The sequence below is a fragment of the Pseudomonas tolaasii NCPPB 2192 genome (assembly GCF_002813445.1).
Classification (GTDB): Bacteria; Pseudomonadota; Gammaproteobacteria; order Pseudomonadales; family Pseudomonadaceae; genus Aquipseudomonas; species Aquipseudomonas tolaasii.
In genome coordinates this window covers 6,723,712-6,739,168 of the sequence record NZ_PHHD01000001.1, presented here as the reverse complement: position 1 = coordinate 6,739,168, position 15,457 = coordinate 6,723,712, and the positions used below count along the sequence as shown (strand labels likewise).

General features: G+C 59.4%; 14 protein-coding genes and 2 pseudogenes. 4 read left to right on the top strand and 12 right to left on the bottom strand.

Annotated elements, in window-relative coordinates; genetic code table 11:
• Positions 1-109: 109 nt before the first annotated feature.
• The 5 genes and pseudogenes from ATI14_RS30815 to ATI14_RS30800 form a co-directional block, all read right to left on the bottom strand.
• The gene (locus ATI14_RS30815; RefSeq protein ID WP_016974710.1) at positions 110-628 is read right to left on the bottom strand and encodes a DUF1003 domain-containing protein; all 519 of its coding nucleotides are present in this window, start codon (positions 626-628) and stop codon (positions 110-112) included.
• 76 nt (positions 629-704) lie between these two features.
• A pseudogene (locus ATI14_RS32120) lies at positions 705-1,139 on the bottom strand (methyl-accepting chemotaxis protein); the annotation flags it as partial.
• A 114-nt stretch (positions 1,140-1,253) separates the two neighbouring features.
• A pseudogene (locus tag ATI14_RS32115) lies at positions 1,254-2,024 on the bottom strand (PAS domain-containing protein); the annotation flags it as partial.
• A gap of 264 nt (positions 2,025-2,288) precedes the next feature.
• Positions 2,289-3,347: a diguanylate cyclase gene (locus ATI14_RS30805; RefSeq protein ID WP_080520037.1), complete on the bottom strand. Its 1,059-nt coding sequence runs from the start codon at positions 3,345-3,347 to the stop codon at positions 2,289-2,291.
• A 190-nt stretch (positions 3,348-3,537) separates the two neighbouring features.
• Positions 3,538-4,164, bottom strand: a complete 627-nt coding sequence (locus ATI14_RS30800; protein ID WP_016974707.1) for a TetR/AcrR family transcriptional regulator — start codon at positions 4,162-4,164, stop codon at positions 3,538-3,540.
• A 132-nt stretch (positions 4,165-4,296) separates the two neighbouring features.
• Between ATI14_RS30800 and ATI14_RS30795 the strand changes: the two genes are divergently transcribed.
• The 4 genes from ATI14_RS30795 to ATI14_RS30780 all read left to right on the top strand — a co-directional run bounded on the left by ATI14_RS30795 (position 4,297) and on the right by ATI14_RS30780 (position 8,405).
• Positions 4,297-5,355 (top strand): MBL fold metallo-hydrolase, encoded by a 1,059-nt coding sequence (locus ATI14_RS30795; protein WP_016974706.1) that lies wholly within the window; start codon positions 4,297-4,299, stop codon positions 5,353-5,355.
• A gap of 144 nt (positions 5,356-5,499) precedes the next feature.
• A complete protein-coding gene (locus tag ATI14_RS30790; RefSeq protein WP_016974705.1) occupies positions 5,500-6,207 on the top strand; it encodes a hypothetical protein in 708 nt (235 codons plus the stop codon).
• 99 nt (positions 6,208-6,306) lie between these two features.
• On the top strand, positions 6,307-7,806 hold the full coding sequence (locus tag ATI14_RS30785) for an amidase family protein (RefSeq protein ID WP_016974704.1): 1,500 nt from the start codon (positions 6,307-6,309) through the stop codon (positions 7,804-7,806).
• Between the two features lie 41 nt (positions 7,807-7,847).
• A complete protein-coding gene (locus tag ATI14_RS30780; RefSeq protein ID WP_016974703.1) occupies positions 7,848-8,405 on the top strand; it encodes an AAA family ATPase in 558 nt (185 codons plus the stop codon).
• Here the strand turns inward: ATI14_RS30780 and ATI14_RS30775 are convergent.
• From ATI14_RS30775 to argH, 7 genes are all read right to left on the bottom strand, one after another.
• Positions 8,335-8,715, bottom strand: coding sequence for a helix-turn-helix domain-containing protein (locus tag ATI14_RS30775; protein WP_031320525.1), 381 nt, complete (start codon positions 8,713-8,715; stop codon positions 8,335-8,337). The two genes, ATI14_RS30780 and ATI14_RS30775, sit on opposite strands and share 71 nt — an antisense overlap.
• 94 nt (positions 8,716-8,809) lie before the next feature.
• Positions 8,810-9,757 (bottom strand): hypothetical protein, encoded by a 948-nt coding sequence (locus tag ATI14_RS30770; RefSeq protein WP_080520036.1) that lies wholly within the window; start codon positions 9,755-9,757, stop codon positions 8,810-8,812.
• 156 nt (positions 9,758-9,913) lie between these two features.
• Complete coding sequence (locus tag ATI14_RS30765; protein ID WP_026082969.1) at positions 9,914-11,095, bottom strand: MFS transporter; 1,182 nt, start codon at positions 11,093-11,095, stop codon at positions 9,914-9,916.
• Positions 11,096-11,259: 164 nt separating this feature from the next.
• Complete coding sequence (locus ATI14_RS30760; RefSeq protein WP_016974700.1) at positions 11,260-12,081, bottom strand: ABC transporter substrate-binding protein; 822 nt, start codon at positions 12,079-12,081, stop codon at positions 11,260-11,262.
• Positions 12,082-12,106: 25 nt separating this feature from the next.
• On the bottom strand, positions 12,107-12,871 hold the full coding sequence (locus ATI14_RS30755; protein ID WP_016974699.1) for an amino acid ABC transporter ATP-binding protein: 765 nt from the start codon (positions 12,869-12,871) through the stop codon (positions 12,107-12,109).
• A 24-nt stretch (positions 12,872-12,895) separates the two neighbouring features.
• The gene (locus ATI14_RS30750; RefSeq protein ID WP_016974698.1) at positions 12,896-13,774 is read right to left on the bottom strand and encodes an amino acid ABC transporter permease; all 879 of its coding nucleotides are present in this window, start codon (positions 13,772-13,774) and stop codon (positions 12,896-12,898) included.
• Positions 13,775-14,021: 247 nt separating this feature from the next.
• Entirely contained in the window at positions 14,022-15,449 is a 1,428-nt protein-coding gene (argH, locus tag ATI14_RS30745; RefSeq protein ID WP_016974697.1) for an argininosuccinate lyase, read from the bottom strand.
• Positions 15,450-15,457 lie beyond the last annotated feature (8 nt).

The following is a 15,457-nucleotide window of genomic DNA, read 5'->3' as shown; positions in this document are numbered from 1 at the left end:
TCAAGGTGGGAGCTGGCTTGCCTGCGATAGCGGTGTGTCAGCCACTGAATAATTCACTGATATACCGCCATCGCAGGCAAGCCAGCTCCCACAAGGGATTGCCTTATGTTCAGGTTTTTCTTACGAACTGGTCATGCATTTCGCACGTCAGGGTTTCGATACGCTCGGTCAGTTGTTTGGTCATTTCCGTCAGACGGGTGTTCTGTTCCAGCAATTCCAGTAACTGTTTGGTGGTCTGCTCTGCCTGGGCCTGGCGCTGGGTGTTGGCGATGGCCAAGGCTTCGCGGTGCTGGGCGTCCGCATCCGACTGGGCTTTATCGCGCGCGGCCTGGCGGGTCTGGGCCAGCAGAATCAAGGGCGCGGCGTAGGCCGATTGCAGGCTGAAGGCCAGGTTGAGCAGGATGAACGGGTACACGTCAAAATGCGTGATGCCGGTCATGTTCAACACCACCCACAACACCACGATGGCGGTTTGCGCGCCGAGGAAGGTCGGCGTGCCGAAGAAGCGCGCAAAGGCTTCGGCCTTGAGTGCGAAGGTGTCGTTGCCAAACGTCGGCGCCAGGTGGGCGTGGCCTCGGTGGAAGCGCAGGTGGTCAGCGGGGGCAGCGTCGGGTTTGTCTGGGGTCATGGCGGGCTCGAATCCTAAGCGTGAAGTCAGTCAGCACTATAGACCGAGCCCTCCGGGGGCATACATGAAGATCGGGTCAGCTGTTGCCGCGCTCATTGGCAAAGGCGCTGACTGCCTGCACGGCCTCACCGGTGCCTTCACGAATCTGCAGGATCACCGTGCCGGCCTGGTTGGCCAGTTCTACCCCCTGGGCGGCGCGGTCGCGGGTGCCGTCCATGCTGTCGATGGCCTGGCGGGTTTCCTCCTGGATCATCGCGATCATGCTGGAGATCTCCGCCGTCGAGCCGCTGGTGCGCGCCGCCAGTTGTCGCACTTCATCGGCCACCACGGCAAAGCCACGGCCTTGCTCACCTGCGCGAGCGGCTTCGATGGCCGCGTTGAGGGCCAGCAGGTTGGTCTGGTCAGCGATCCCGCGAATGGTGTTGACGATGGCGGTGATCTGCTGCGAACGCTCGCCCAGCTTGGCGATCAACTGCGATGAGCCGTCAATGTCGGCGGCAATTTCGCGCATGCCGCTGGCGGTTTGCTGAATCACCTCGGCGCCTTTTTCAGCAATGTCCCGGGTGTTCAGGGAGATGTGATAGGCCTGCGCCGCGCTCTGGGCGTCGGCGGCGTGTTGCTGCACGCGGGCGGTGACGTCGGAGGCGAACTTGACCACTTTGCACAAGCGCCCGCTGGCGTCGTACACCGGGTTGTAGTTGGCCTCCAGCCACAGCGTCTGGCCGTGTTTGTCGACGCGTTCGAATTGGCCGTTGAACAGTTGGCCCTGGTTCAGGCGTTTCCAGAACTCGCTGTACGCCGAACTGTTGGCCAGCTCCGGCTTGCAGAACAGACGGTGATGCTTGCCCTGAATCTGCGCCAGGGTGTACCCCATGCGCTGCAGGAAATTCGCATTGGCGGTAATGATGGTGCCGTCGAGGTTGAACTCGATCACTGCCATGGCGCGGTCGATGGCGCCGAGCTTGGCGTTGGCCTCGCTTTCGGCCTGCAGGCGCGGGGTGACGTCCATGGCGTACTTCACCACTTTGATCACCTGGCCTGTGTCATCGCGCACCGGGTTGTAGCTGGCTTCCAGCCACACCGATTGGCCGTCGCCCGCCACACGTTCGAAGGTACCCGACTGAAACTGGCCGTTGCGCAATTGCGTCCACAGCTGGTTGTACTCGGCGCTGCGGACGAAAGCGGGTGTGCAAAACATCCGGTGAGGCTGGCCGACCACCTGGTCGGCGCGGTAGCCCATGGCCTCGAGAAAGTTGGCGTTGGCGCGCAGCACGTTGCCTTGCAGGTCGAATTCAATCACTGCCATGGAGCGCTCGATGGCGTCCAGCAGGCTGGCTTGCTGAGCATTGGTGTGTTGCAGGGCATTGAGGGTTTTTTTGTGGGCGTTGAATAGCATGTTCGGGTGCTCGGTCAAGCAAGCGACTGGGTTTTCCATATAAAAAGCGCCTGCCCCCGTAAGGTGCTGGCCCTTACGGTTGACGTGCTCATTGTCAGCTTCCTGGTGCTGACAGAGGAAGGGTGGAACAACGGGTGAGAGTCGCGCGTTATGCAAGAAGTTCGGCCCCGGAGGGGACCTTTTCGAAGCGGGCGACCAATGGCGGCATTATGCTATCCCCGCGTGTTTCAGTCGGAGATTTCAGACGAGATGTCGTCGGACAACTCAGGCGGAGTGGGCGACGACGTAATCGCTCACGTTGACACGGTTGCGGCCCGTGTCTTTGGCGGCGTACAGCGCGCGGTCCGCGGCGTTGAGCCACATGGCCGCGTCACTGTAGGACGGTTGGAAGTCCGCCAGGCCGATGCTCAGGCTTACGCGTAATTCAGGGATATGCGGGTTGCGGTAGTTGCTGAAGGTTTCGCGCATCTGCTCCATGATTCGCGCGGCTTCTTCCAGGGGCATTTGCGGAAGAATCACACAGAACTCGTCGCCGCCATAACGCCCGGCCAGGTCATTTTCCCGCAGGTGGTGGCGCAACTCCTGGGCCAGTTGGCGCAGGACCGCATCGCCGACGATGTGGCCATAGCTGTCGTTGATCTGTTTGAAGTGATCGATATCGATCAAGGCAATCGTGGCCTGGCCGTCTTGCTGCTGGCATTTGTGGAATTTGAGGTTGAGCAGGTCTTTCCACGAGCCGTGGTTGAGCAGGCCGGTCAGGCTGTCGATGCGGCTCAAGGCGCTGAGGGCACGCTTGTGTTCCGACAGTTTGATCGCCAGTTGGTAACAGACCATGCCGATGGCCATCGGGTAAGGCGTCAGCATCGGCAGGCAGGTGTAGACCTGAGTGAGGCTGACGTTGGGGTTGAATTTGATCCCGAACAACCCCCACGCCACGGCCACACCGGCGGCCTGTGCCAGCACGCCGCGCAGGAACAGGCGCTTGCCGCCGGCTGCGACGTTGTTCATGGTCATCATCGACAGAATGGTCACGGCCGTCAGCGGCGTGAATTGTGTGGCCGCCGCCCAAAAGCCGCCGAACAGCGAGTCATAGAGCAGGTTGCGTTGCTCGGCCTGGTAGGGAAACTGCGAGCGGACGGAGAGCTGGTAGGCCACATGTGCCCAGGCGTACCCGTTAAACAGCAGAAATGCCCAGACCCAGGTTGGCATCGCCAATGGATAAAGCGCGCCGGTGACACTGATGCAACCGATACCCAGGCCGATGATCCTTGGCTTGTAGATGCGCCTGGCAAATGAAAGCCCTTTGCCTCGTCTGTTTTCCATAGTGTTCCGAGTAGCTCTTTTTTGCAGGTACGACAGCGTGCGTCAGCGGGTGAGACCGTTGATCGGATAGTAATTGTGAATATTGTCAGTTATTCGCGTGGGAATAATCAGTGTCCTTCCAAGCCATTTGCGCAGTGCGAGGGGCGAATACGCGAAAAACGACCTGGAATGTCGTGCATGCAACAGGTTTTTACTGGGGGAGAGGCGTGCGCACTTCGTAACCGGCGAGGAACAAGTCGATGGCAGACTCGATGACACCGGCCTGGGCTGTGGCGTCGAGGGTGGGTTGCCCCAGGGTAATCTGGGGCCAGAACGCAAAAGCCTTGAGCAGGCTTTGAATCTGGTGGGCGGCGAACGCCGGGTCGGTGCAGGACAATCGCCCGTCTTCCTGGGCGGCGCGCACCCACTGGGTAAAACCTTCCTCGCGTTTGCTCAGGCGGTTGACCATGTCTTGCGCACGTTCCGGCGAATGGATGGTGGCGGCGATGGCCACGCGGGCGAGGTCGAGGAAATTGGCGTCCGACATCATCTGCATCTTGGCCTCCAGCAACCCGCGCAATTGGTCACGCAGAGGGAGCTCGTGGGTGTAACTCACGTCAAGCTGGGCGGCGCTGCTGGCCCACAATTGGTGGAGAATTTCTGCGAACAACTCTTCCTTGCTGGGAAAGTGGTTGTACACCGTGCGCTTGGACACCCCGGCGGTGGCCGCGATTTTGTCCATGCTGGTGACCTCGAAACCGTTGGCCCGAAACTCGGTGATGGCGGCGGCCACAATGGCTCCGCGTTTACGGTCGGTGAGGCGCAGAGGTGCTGTCATGTTGGGCTCTAAAGGTAAATTACACTCGGTAGTTTACTTGCTCCGGATTTTGTTGCAATCTAGAAACTACACTGTGCAGTGTAATTCAGCGCGCCGTGTAATTCATGAGCGGACCCCAGGAGTCACTCTGCAATGGCCACCATCTCAACCCGCCTCGACCCGGCACCTGCGGCGCTCAAGCCTGCCGAACAGGACCAGGGACATTTCACCAACGATGCCCCGGTACAACACGGCGGCTTCGGCAAAACGTTGCGCATATTCTGGAACATGCTGTTCAACAAACCGCGCACCACACGCCCGGTAGGCAACATCCCGGTACAACCTTTGACCCGCGAGCATCTGATGGCCGCTCCTGATCACAGCGTGTTCCGCCTGGGCCATTCCACCGTCCTGCTGAAAATGCGCGGCAAATTCTGGATCACCGATCCAGTGTTCGCCGAACGTGCCTCGCCATTCAGCTGGGCCGGCCCCAAACGTTTTCATCAGCCGCCCATCAGCCTTGAGGAATTGCCGGCGCTTGAAGCGGTGATTCTTTCCCACAACCATTACGACCATCTCGACCGTAACGCCGTGGTCCAATTGGCCGACAAGACGCGTTATTTTCTCGCCCCTTTGGGCGTGGGCGACACCCTGGTCAAATGGGGCGTGGACGCCAGCAAAGTGCGCCAGCTGGACTGGTGGCAGGGCACCGAGGTCGATGGCATTCGCTTTGTCGCCACGCCGGCCCAGCATTTCTCCGGGCGCGGCCTGTTCGACGGCAACCAGACGTTGTGGTGTTCCTGGGTGATGATCGATGCGGGGCGGCGGATTTTTTTCAGCGGCGACACCGGGTATTTCGACGGTTTCAAACGCATCGGCGAGCAGTACGGCCCATTTGATCTGACGCTGATGGAAACAGGTGCTTACAACGTCGATTGGCCCCATGTGCACATGCAGCCGGAGCAGACCCTGCAGGCTCACATCGACCTCAGGGGGCGCTGGTTGCTGCCGATTCACAACGGCACGTTCGATCTGGCCTTTCACGCCTGGCACGAACCCTTCGACCGCATCATGGCGCTGGCCTGGGAGCGCAATGTGTCGATTACCACCCCGGCGATGGGGCAGGCGTTCAGCCTGAACCAGCCCGATCGCGGGCATGCGTGGTGGCTGGACGTGGAAACTCAAGGTGTGAAAGATCACGTTGCGGGCTGAAATAAGGCCATCCTGAAAAAAGGAGTTTTCAGGGTGTTTCCGCCCTGCGACAAACGTCGGACGAGAGTGCGATGATCCCGCGAATTTTAATTTCGGGGGGGCGTTCCGATGGACAGCACCTGTAGGAAATATTGGCATTTGGGCATGCCTTGCGCTTCCGGGCATTCGCACCTTTTGACCGGGGATACGGCGGTTCCGGCGACCGCTGCGAGCCACGCAAACCCATGCAGTATCATCTTTGGTGCCGATCGGCCCGAGAGCGCTGCGCCCATTCCCGGCTACAACGCACTCGCGCCCCACCTCAAAACCGTGCGCGACCCGGCGCTATCACTGATTGCCTTGAGTGGTATCGAGCCCACCGAACCGGTGATGGTGGAAGTCCCTTTGGTGCTGAACAACACCACCTTCACCGAGTCACAGACGCTTTCGGAGTGGCGTATCGGTTTCGCCGAGCGCTATGTGAGGGGCGATCAAGTGACTACCGTCGAACATGCGGCGGTATTTATCCACGCCCTGGAGGTTTTTCGCCACGCCGGTGCGCAATTGGTGCCGGTGAACGCGAGACGCGGGGATGAAGCCTTTCAATTCGACCTTCAAACACACAATGAAATCGATGAACTGGTCAGTACGCATCGGCTTGATGCTCTGGTGTCTGACGGTCGCAGTGTTGCCTTTCACAATGCGTGCAGAAGCGGCTACCCCTCGCTGTGTGAAGCATTGGAGGAGGGTACGAAACTCTGGATGTATGGCGCGCGGTGGTCACGGGATGCATTGCCGACGTTGTTGGAGGTTTACCGAAAGGCACGTACCAGTGCACCGCTACAGGGTGTGTTGAACGCTCTTACACAATGAATGGCAGCGTGCTGAAAGCCGGCGGCGGGCGGGGTTCTTAGACTGGCGTATGGGATCAATCCTGATCCTGCGTTGTTCCAGACTCCAGGGAGAGGCCCGATGGTCATTGGTTATGGTGTGCATTCAATCATTCGGCAGGCGATGCAGGCTTTGGTGCCGGGCGCGAAGCCCGTCCCGCCTGGCACTGAATATGCCAGTGTTCGCGAACTGAGCGATCAATTGGCCAGGCCCGGGGGGATAACCTCAGCGGATCTGATTCATTTTTTTCTGGCTCGCATCGGCACGTTGAATCCCCAGCTGAATGCTGTGATCGAACTCAACCCCGAGGCTTTGCAGGTGGCTCTTGAACGCGACCGTGAGCGTGCTGCGGGCGCGGTCCGCGGGCCGTTGCATGGCATTCCGGTTTTACTCAAAGACACGCTTGAAACGAAAAACATGCAAACCAGCGCGGGCGCTTTCGGGCTTGTCGGCGACTCTGCGGGCAATGACGCGCCTATCGTTCAGCGCTTGATAGAGCAGGGCGCGATCATCCTGGGCAAAACTAATATGAGCGAGTTGGCGGGTTTTCGTGGTGGCGACCATCCTGATGGTTGGAGCAGCCGTGGCGGGCAAACGCTTAACCCCTACAAGCACGATGCGGATGTTGGCGGCTCAAGCTCCGGCTCGGCCGTGGCGCTTGCAGCGGGGTTTGCACCCGTGGCAGTGGGCACTGAAACCAGTGGATCCATTATTGTACCGGCAGCCCTTAATGGCGTGGTGGGGCTCAAACCCAGCGTAGGCTTGCTGAACCGCAACGGGATCATTCCCGCCAGCCGTCGACAGGACACTCCCGGCCCAATGGCCCGCTCGGTGTATGACGTGGCGCTGATGCTCAATGCGCTGGCGGGAGGTGATGCGCAAGATCCTTATAGCCTGGGCGCTCCCTCTTGTGTCGACTATGTATCGTGGCTTGTCCCCGCTGCTCTGAAAGGCAAGCGTATTGGCTACCCCGAAACGTTTGCCGAGAACGGAGAAAAACAACCGGTAGTGAACAGCGCGCGCTTCACCGAGGTGTTGACGGTGCTTCGCGGGCAGGGGGCGGTTCTGGTGCCGGTGGATCTGCGGCTGGCAGAGGCCTCAGGTTATAAAGCGCTGCTGCTGGCGGACGTGAAAGAGGAATTGAATACCTATTTGGCCAAACGCACCGGGTTACCCGCCAAGTCATTATCCGAATTGCTCCGCTTTAACGAAGATCGCGATGGAACCGAGTCGGATCACCAACCGGTACTCAAACAAGTCATCGCCTCCACGTTGACGCCCGAGCTGCGCGAGACGGCCTGGAGCACGCTTATCCAGGACTTTCGCAATTCCATCGATGAACCCCTCCATGAGCACAATCTTGACGTAATGGTTTCCGACTTCGAAACCTATAGTTACTTTGGCGTCGCAGCGGCAGGTTACCCCGGAATCACCGTACCTTGCGGCACGAATGAGGATGGGCTGCCTGTTAGTGCCTATTTCTACGGCACCCGCTGGTCCGAACAAATTTTGCTGGAAGTGGCCTACGGGTACGAGCAAGCAGCACAACCCGTGACTCGGCCAGTGCTTGAAATGCCTTAATGTGCAACGGGTTGTCGTGCGACAGAATCAGGAAAGCGGCCATGACTTACAAAATTCACATTCTGGGCGCTGCCGGAGCTGGCACCACGACCTTGGGCAAAGCGTTGGCCGAGCGTCTGAACGTCGCCTATTTCGATTCCGACTATTTTTTCTGGCAACAAACGCCAGACCCTTTCACCGTCGCCCGACCAAAGGAAGAGCGCATTCGCCTGCTGCAAGAGCAGAGCGCCGGCCATAACGGCTGGGTACTGTCGGGCTCACTCTGTGGCTGGGGCGACGCCATGATCGAGCAATTCACCCAAGTGGTGTTTCTGCGCCTTGATCCTGCGATACGCCTGCACCGCCTGCAATTGCGGGAGGTGGAGCGCTACGGCGACCAGATACTGGAAGGCGGCAGCCGCCATGAAAACAGCGTTGCGTTTCTGGCTTGGGCAGCGCGTTATGACGCAGGCAACCACAGCCTGCGTAGCTTGCGTCGGCATGAAAGCTGGCTGAAACCGCTGACCTGTCCGGTTATCCGGCTGGACTCTACGCACCATTCGGCTGAGGCGTTGGTGAGTCAATTGTTGCCGCTGTTGAGCCCATCAGGCGCGAGATGATGCCTTGTGCGGCGGGTTCTGGCGGGGAGGTATCAAACCTGCGCACACTCATGCCCCACCCCGGCGCAAACCCCGGGAAAAACACCAGCCCTTCAGCCTCCAGGCGAAACGCCAGGGTTAAACGGGTTTCGTCTGCCACGTCGGCATTACTTTCAAAACGCTGAACCGCTTCCACCGTCACGCCTGCCTGGCGGGCCAGGTCTTCATGGCTCCAACCCAGCATCGCGCGGGCCTGGACGCTGTGTTTGGCGGTGAATTGATGCAGGACGATCTGCCGTTCTACGAAAGAGCTCATTGCCAGGGAGGACATGGGGTTTCTCCAGGATTCGACGAGGGAAGCAAAACTATACTGTGTTTTTGTACAGTTGTTTTGACCGTTCATCAACTGGGTGTCTGGCGACCCCTTATTCCACCCCCGGCGCCTCACGAATAATCAGATGGTCCAGGTTCTCGATATTGGCGCTGAATACTCCAAACGTCTGCTCGGGATGCTTCTTGCTCGGCACCTGTTTCAGTTCCGGCGTCACCCCGTAGAAGAAGCAATACAGCGTCTTTTCACTGTCCACTGCCGCCTTGATCTGCTCCAGAAACGCCGTGCGTTTACGGTAGTTCTCAATGAGCTTTTTACTCAGGTAGACGTTGACCGAGTAAGGCTTCTTGTCGAGCCACACCTTTTTTTCGAAGTCGATGCGAAAGCTCGCGGTGTAGTCTTTGATCGCTTTGATCTTGCCCCAGTAGATCAGGCCCTTGTTGTCTTGCAGGTATTCGATCTTCTTGAAAAACGTCCAGTAGGTGGCCGTGTGATCGCCGATCTTCAACGGCATGCGCTTGAGCTTGTCCTTGTCGTCGATGTTGGACACGTAGCACTCCACCGGATGGGCAAACACGCTGGTTTTGTCCGGGGTGGTGTCGCTGGCGCTGTGGGAAGAGGCGACGCGATTTGACGGCGTTTTCGCTGGACCCTGTGGGGTAGACTCCGCAGTACTGGCCGCGTTTTTTTTGCGCTCATACTGACGCCGTGTCAGTACAAATTCCGATGGGAAATTTTCCTCGCGCTCGTCGTCACGCTCACCGGTCGCGGTTTTATGGGGGCTGGCATAGCGGCAGCCGTCGATATGGCGGGTGCCGGTTTTGTTCTTGAAGTGGGGCGTGCGCAGGTAGTTGACGTTTTTCGCGTTGAAAGTGCTCAGCGTATTGCCGGTATCGAACGCGGCGCGGCAGGCGTCGTTGGGGCAGAGGAAGCTGTCCTTGTCGGAGTCGAAATCGGCGGTTTCGTCGAAATTCAGGTCTCGTACGTCGTAGATCGACAACTTGTCATCGAGACTCAGGCTGTAGGCCGTGTCGAATTTCATGGGCTCGGGTCCGTGAGATGAATAGCCGGATAGTACGCAAATATTCGCCCGAATGGAGCGCAAACGTGTGGGAGCTGGCTTGCCTGCGATCGCGGTGGGTCAGACAGCTGCAATGCTGAATGTGCCAAGGCTATCGCAGGCAAGCCAGCTCCCACATTAGATGTGCGGCGCAGGGTTTGCAGCTACCCGCCGCCCGGCCAGAAAACACAACGTGCCGCCCACCGCCGTGAGCGCGCTCAACGCAAAGAACATCGCTGTCGGCGCGGCATTGATCAACAGATAACCACAAATCACCGGGCTCAACGCCCCGCCAAAGGCGGCCAGGTTCTGCGCGCCGTAGTAACTGCCGCGCAGCGATTCGGGGGCGAGGGTGTCGATGAACAGGAACTCCGAGGGGAAGATGATCATTTCGCCCAGGGTGAACACGAACATCGCCACGCACCACGACAGCAAACCGTCGGCCTGGCTGAAACCGATCAGCCCGCACACGAACAACGCGGTGCCCAGCAGCATCCAGTAGCGCAATTGTTCGCGCTTGAGGAACCGGCCGATCTGGTATTGCAGCAACATCACCGTGATAGCGTTACAGGCCAGGATCGCGGACAGAATCTTCAGCGCGTCATCCGGGTTGTGCACCACCAGCAGAAATTGCGACAGGTACAAGGTGTAGCGGCCATACACAATGGTGCTCAACAGGCTGCCACCGGTGAACAGCACCAGGCTGCGGTCGTTGCGCAGGGTTTTCAGGGTGGTCAAAAAACTTAAAGGCTTGCTGCTTTCATCGCGCCGGGTGGGCGGGATGCCAATCATCAGAAACACGCTGACAAACGCGATGGCGCTGGACAGCATGAATGGCAGGAGCGGCATCTGCCCGGCAATCACCACGCCGACCATGGGGCCGGTGGCATAGCCGATATTGGTGAGGGTGTAGCGCAGGGAAAACACCTTGGCGCGCTGGTCCACCGGCAGGTTCTCGCTGATGATCGCTTTGGAGCCGATCAGGAACAGCGCCGACGCCGACTCGGTGATCACGAGGGTCAAGGTGGTGAGGTAGAGGTTGGTGGCAAAGGTCAGTAACAGAAAACCGATGGAGCTGGAGAGCATGGCCAGGATCAGCAGCTTGCGTTTCTCCATGCGGTCGATGACGTAGCCGCCATACAGGCCCATCAAGGTGGCGGTGAACACCGCGATGCCCATCAGCAAACCAATGTCCTGCTGGTTGAGGCCCAGGCGTTTGCTCAGCAGCAGGGTCATCAGCGGGCTGGTCATGGCCCGGCTGATCACGATGGTCAGCGAGCAGATCATCAGGCGGCGGATTACCAGGGAGTAGGTGGCCACGGTGGGGCGAGCGTCCTTGTTATTTTTCAATACAACCCAAATCAGATGTGAACACCGCTCAAATGTGGGAGCTGGCTTGCCTGCGATAGCAGTGGTTCAGGCAATGAATATGCAAGCTGACCTGCCGCCATCGCAGGCAAGCCAGCTCCCACATTTAGATCGGGTTATTGACCGGAATTGATGGTGATTTTTTCTACCGCACCTTGCTCCAGGTCCCACTTCTTCAGGATCTTGCCGTAGGTGCCATCATCAATCATGCCCTGCAACGCCTCGCTGATCGCGGTGACCAACTCAGTGTTGCTCTTCTCGATCCCCAATCCGGTGAACTGCTTGGAAATCGCCAGGCCCACCGGCTTGTACTTGCCCTTGTCCAGCGACATCAAGTAAGGAATGGTCTCGCTGCCCTGCATCGCCGCATCCAGGCGGTTTTGCTGCAACTGTGCCCGCGCATCCGCCGAACCTTCAGTACCGATGACCACGATCGCCGGCTTACCCGCCGCTTCGCAGTTTTCCTTGCTCCACGCGGCAATTTCCGACGGCCAGGTGGTACGGCGGCTGGTGCCGACTTTTTTACCGCACAGGTCAGTCAATTCCCTGAGGTCTTCACGCTTGGCCATCGTGTACAGCTGCGGGCCGCTGGTGAAGTAGTCGATGAAAGTCACGGCTTTCTGGCGTTCGGCGGTGTCGGTCATGCCCGAGAGCACGATGTCCACGCGCTTGGTGGTCAGGCCGCTGAGCATCTGCTCGAAGCCGGTTTCCTGCCATTTGATCTTCACGCCCAGGCGCTCGGCCAGGGCGTTGCCCAGGTCGAAGTCCAGGCCGGTGAGTTGATTGGTGGCGGTGTCCTTGAAATCCATCGGCGGATAGTTCGGCACGATGGCCGCGCTGATCTCACCCTTGTCCTTGATTGCTGCCGGCAATGCCGCGAAAACAGCGGAGGAGGCCATCAGGCCTGCGAGCAACGTTGGGATAAACAATTTTTTCATGGGGGCGTTCTCGTTTGTTTTTTAGTTAAGTGCGAACGGCAGAAATAAAGCTTTGGGTACGCGGGTTTTGTGGGCTTATTAGAATTTCTTCGGGGCTGCCGGCTTCCACAATCTGGCCGGCATCCATGAACACCATGCGGTTGGACACTTCGCGGGCAAAGCCCAATTCATGGGTAACCACGATCATGGTCATGCCGGTGGTGGCCAAATCACGCATCACCGACAGCACTTCGCCTACAAGCTCCGGGTCGAGGGCTGACGTAGGTTCGTCAAACAGCATCAACTTGGGGCGCATCGCCAATGCACGGGCAATCGCTACACGTTGTTGCTGGCCGCCCGACAACTCGACCGGGTAGGCATTGCGCTTGTCTGCCAGACCGACGCGGGCCAACAGTTCCAGCGCGTCTTCGGTGGCTTCCTTGGGCGAGCGCTTGAGCACCTGGCACGGGCCTTCGATGATGTTCTGCAGCACGGTCATGTGCGGGAACAAATTAAACCGCTGGAACACCATGCCGGTCGCCAACCGCTGGCGGGCAATCTGCGATTCATTCATCTCATGCAGCTTGTTGCCGACGACGCGGTAACCCACCAGTTCGCCGTCGACCCACAGGCCGCCCTTGTCGATCTTTTCCAACTGGTTGACGCAGCGCAGCAGGGTGCTTTTACCGGAGCCCGACGGGCCGATGATGCACATCACTTCGCCTTGCTCGACCTCGATATTGATGTCACGCAGCGCGTGATACTGGTCGTAATACTTGTTCAGGTTGACGGCCTTGACGATGCTTCTCATGGGGCAAATCTCCTCAACCCAAACTTACGAACGCTTGCCGGCGCCGCGGGCAAAGCGACGCTCAAGGCGGCTTTGGCCAAATGAAAGAACAGTCACCACCGCCAGGTACCAGATGCCCGCCACAATCAGCAGCTCCATGACCCGCGCGTTGGCGTAGTAGATGTTTTGCGCGTTGTGCAGCAGCTCCGAGTACTGGATCACGCTGGCCAGGCTGGTCATTTTCACCATGCTGATGAACTCGTTGCCTACAGGCGGAATGATCACCCGCATGGCCTGCGGCAGAATCACCCTACGCAGCGCTTGCAGGCTCGGCATACCGATGGACTTGGCGGCCTCGTACTGGCCAGTGTCCACCGACAGCAAACCGGCACGGACCACCTCGGCGGTGTACGCGCCCTGGTTGATACTCAAGCCGAGCAGGGCGGCCACGAACGGCGTCATCAGGTCGACGGTGTCGATGCTGAACAGGCCGGGAATCGCAATCACCGGGAAGATCAACGCCAGGTTGAACCACAACAGCAGTTGCAAAATCAGCGGCGTGCCCCGGAACAGCCAGGTGTAGGTGATGGCCACATAGCGCAGGATCGGGTTGGCCGACATGCGCATGATCGCCGTGATCACCCCGATCACCACGCCCAGCGCCATGGCCAGGATCGACATGACGATGGTGTTCACCAGGCCCCAAAGGATGGCCTCAGACGTGAGGAACTGCCCGATGTAGGACCATTCGATCTGACCATTGGCAAACGCACGCAACAGCGCGGCCAGCACGATCACGATCAGCGTGGCAAAAAACATCCGCCCGTAATAGCGACGCGGCACGTGCTCGTACTGCGTGATATCGAACTGGTTCTCGGACAACTTGCGCTCGGCTTCCAAGCGCTCTGCCGGGGTTTGGTTCATGGTGTTACTCCAAAAAATAGAGGTGTTGCACGATCGTTCCCACGCTCTGCGTGGGAATGCATTCCGTGACGCTCCGCGTCACCATTGCGCAGAATTGGAGCCTGCAACGGGACGCGGAGCGTCCTGGGCGGCATTCCCACGCAGAGCGTGGGAACGATCAGATAACGCTTCTGCGGATTTACTCGGTCTAATGTGGGAGCTGGCTTGCCTGCGATAGCGCCAGCCAGCTCACCACAAAGACCCAGGTTTAAATCCGAAACCCCTGATAACTCTCTTCCCACTTTTGCTGTTCAGCCAAAGCGGTTTTCAATCGCGCAATCTGCTCCCGAACCCGCTCCGGCGCCGTCCCACCCCAACCACTGCGGGCCGCAATCGCTGCTTCCAGGGTCAGGCAGTCGCGCACCTCAGGCAACAGCCGAGCATCCACCTCCGCCAACATCGCCGGCGAGGCTTCCCACAGCTCAATCTCATGCTTCTCACAGGCCTGCACCAGGGCGCCGGTAATCTCGTGCGCCTCTTTAAACGGCACACCCCGGGTCGCCAACCAATCCGCCACCTCGGTCGCCAAGGTAAAGCCCATCGGCGCCTGACGCCGCAGCTCTTCCACCTGCACCTTCATGGTCGCCACCATCCCGGCCATCGCCGGCAGCACCAGCAGCAGGGTGTCCACACTGTCCAGTACGCTGTGCTTGTCTTCACTCAAATCGCGGTTGTAGGACAGTGGCAACGACTTGAGCGTCGACATCAACCCGGTCAGGTTGCCAATCAACCGGCCAGCCTTGCCTCGCGCCAGTTCGGCAATGTCCGGGTTCTTCTTCTGCGGCATGATCGAGCTGCCAGTGGCGTAGGCATCGTCCAGCACCACCCAGCGAAATTGCCGCGACGACCACAGGCAAAACTCTTCGGACAGGCGCGAAATATTCACCCCGAGCATGCCCGCCACAAACAGAAACTCCGCCACATGGTCACGGCTGGCGACGGCATCGATAGAGTTTTCGCACGGCCCGGTGTAGCCCATTTCCTTGGCCGAATGCTCAGGCATACGCGCAATCGCGGAACCGGCCATCGCGGCCGCACCCAACGGCGACAACGCCGTACGCGCATCCCAATCCACCAGGCGCTGCACATCGCGCAACATCGACTGGGCATGGGCCAGCAAGTGGTGGGCAAACACAATCGGCTGCGCCTGCTGCAAGTGCGTGAAGCCCGGGCAGATGCTTTCGACGTGTTGCTCGGCCTGCTCCACCAGCGCCTGCTGCAAACCCAGCACCTCGGTGGTGATGGTGCGCGCATGGTCGCGCAGGAACAGGCGCAGGTCGTTGGCGGTTTGATCATTACGCGAACGCCCGGCGCGCAGCTTGCCGCCGAGGGCGCCGAGGCGCTCGGTCAATACGCGTTCGATGAAGGTGTGCACGTCCTCGTCATCCAGGGTGGGATGCAGGCGGCCGGCGGCGAAGTCCTCGCCGATGCGGTCGAGGGTTTCGAGAGTGCGCAACGTTTCCGACTCATCCAGCAAACCGGCGCGCTGCAACTCACGGGCATGGGCACGGGAGCCGGCCAGGTCGTAGGGCGTCAGGCGGAAATAGCGCTCGGGGCAACGCGACAACGCGGCCAAAGCAGCAGACGGGCCGGTCTTGAAACGAGCGCCCCAAAGGCGGTCGGTGGGCTGTGACATCGGTATTC

Bases quoted from the DNA above. Each gene is read 5' to 3' on its own strand.
- ATI14_RS30815 (WP_016974710.1), bottom strand. From the start codon at position 628: ATGACCCCAGACAAACCCGACGCTGCCCCCGCTGACCACCTGCGCTTC.
- ATI14_RS30755 (WP_016974699.1), bottom strand. From the start codon at position 12,871: ATGAGAAGCATCGTCAAGGCCGTCAACCTGAACAAGTATTACGACCAG.
- ATI14_RS30805 (WP_080520037.1), bottom strand. From the start codon at position 3,347: ATGGAAAACAGACGAGGCAAAGGGCTTTCATTTGCCAGGCGCATCTAC.
- ATI14_RS30770 (WP_080520036.1), bottom strand. From the start codon at position 9,757: ATGAAATTCGACACGGCCTACAGCCTGAGTCTCGATGACAAGTTGTCG.
- argH (WP_016974697.1), bottom strand. From the start codon at position 15,449: ATGTCACAGCCCACCGACCGCCTTTGGGGCGCTCGTTTCAAGACCGGC.
- ATI14_RS30780 (WP_016974703.1), top strand. From the start codon at position 7,848: ATGACTTACAAAATTCACATTCTGGGCGCTGCCGGAGCTGGCACCACG.
- ATI14_RS30775 (WP_031320525.1), bottom strand. From the start codon at position 8,715: ATGTCCTCCCTGGCAATGAGCTCTTTCGTAGAACGGCAGATCGTCCTG.
- ATI14_RS30795 (WP_016974706.1), top strand. From the start codon at position 4,297: ATGGCCACCATCTCAACCCGCCTCGACCCGGCACCTGCGGCGCTCAAG.
- ATI14_RS30800 (WP_016974707.1), bottom strand. From the start codon at position 4,164: ATGACAGCACCTCTGCGCCTCACCGACCGTAAACGCGGAGCCATTGTG.
- ATI14_RS30760 (WP_016974700.1), bottom strand. From the start codon at position 12,081: ATGAAAAAATTGTTTATCCCAACGTTGCTCGCAGGCCTGATGGCCTCC.
- ATI14_RS30750 (WP_016974698.1), bottom strand. From the start codon at position 13,774: ATGAACCAAACCCCGGCAGAGCGCTTGGAAGCCGAGCGCAAGTTGTCC.
- ATI14_RS30785 (WP_016974704.1), top strand. From the start codon at position 6,307: ATGGTCATTGGTTATGGTGTGCATTCAATCATTCGGCAGGCGATGCAG.
- ATI14_RS30790 (WP_016974705.1), top strand. From the start codon at position 5,500: ATGCCTTGCGCTTCCGGGCATTCGCACCTTTTGACCGGGGATACGGCG.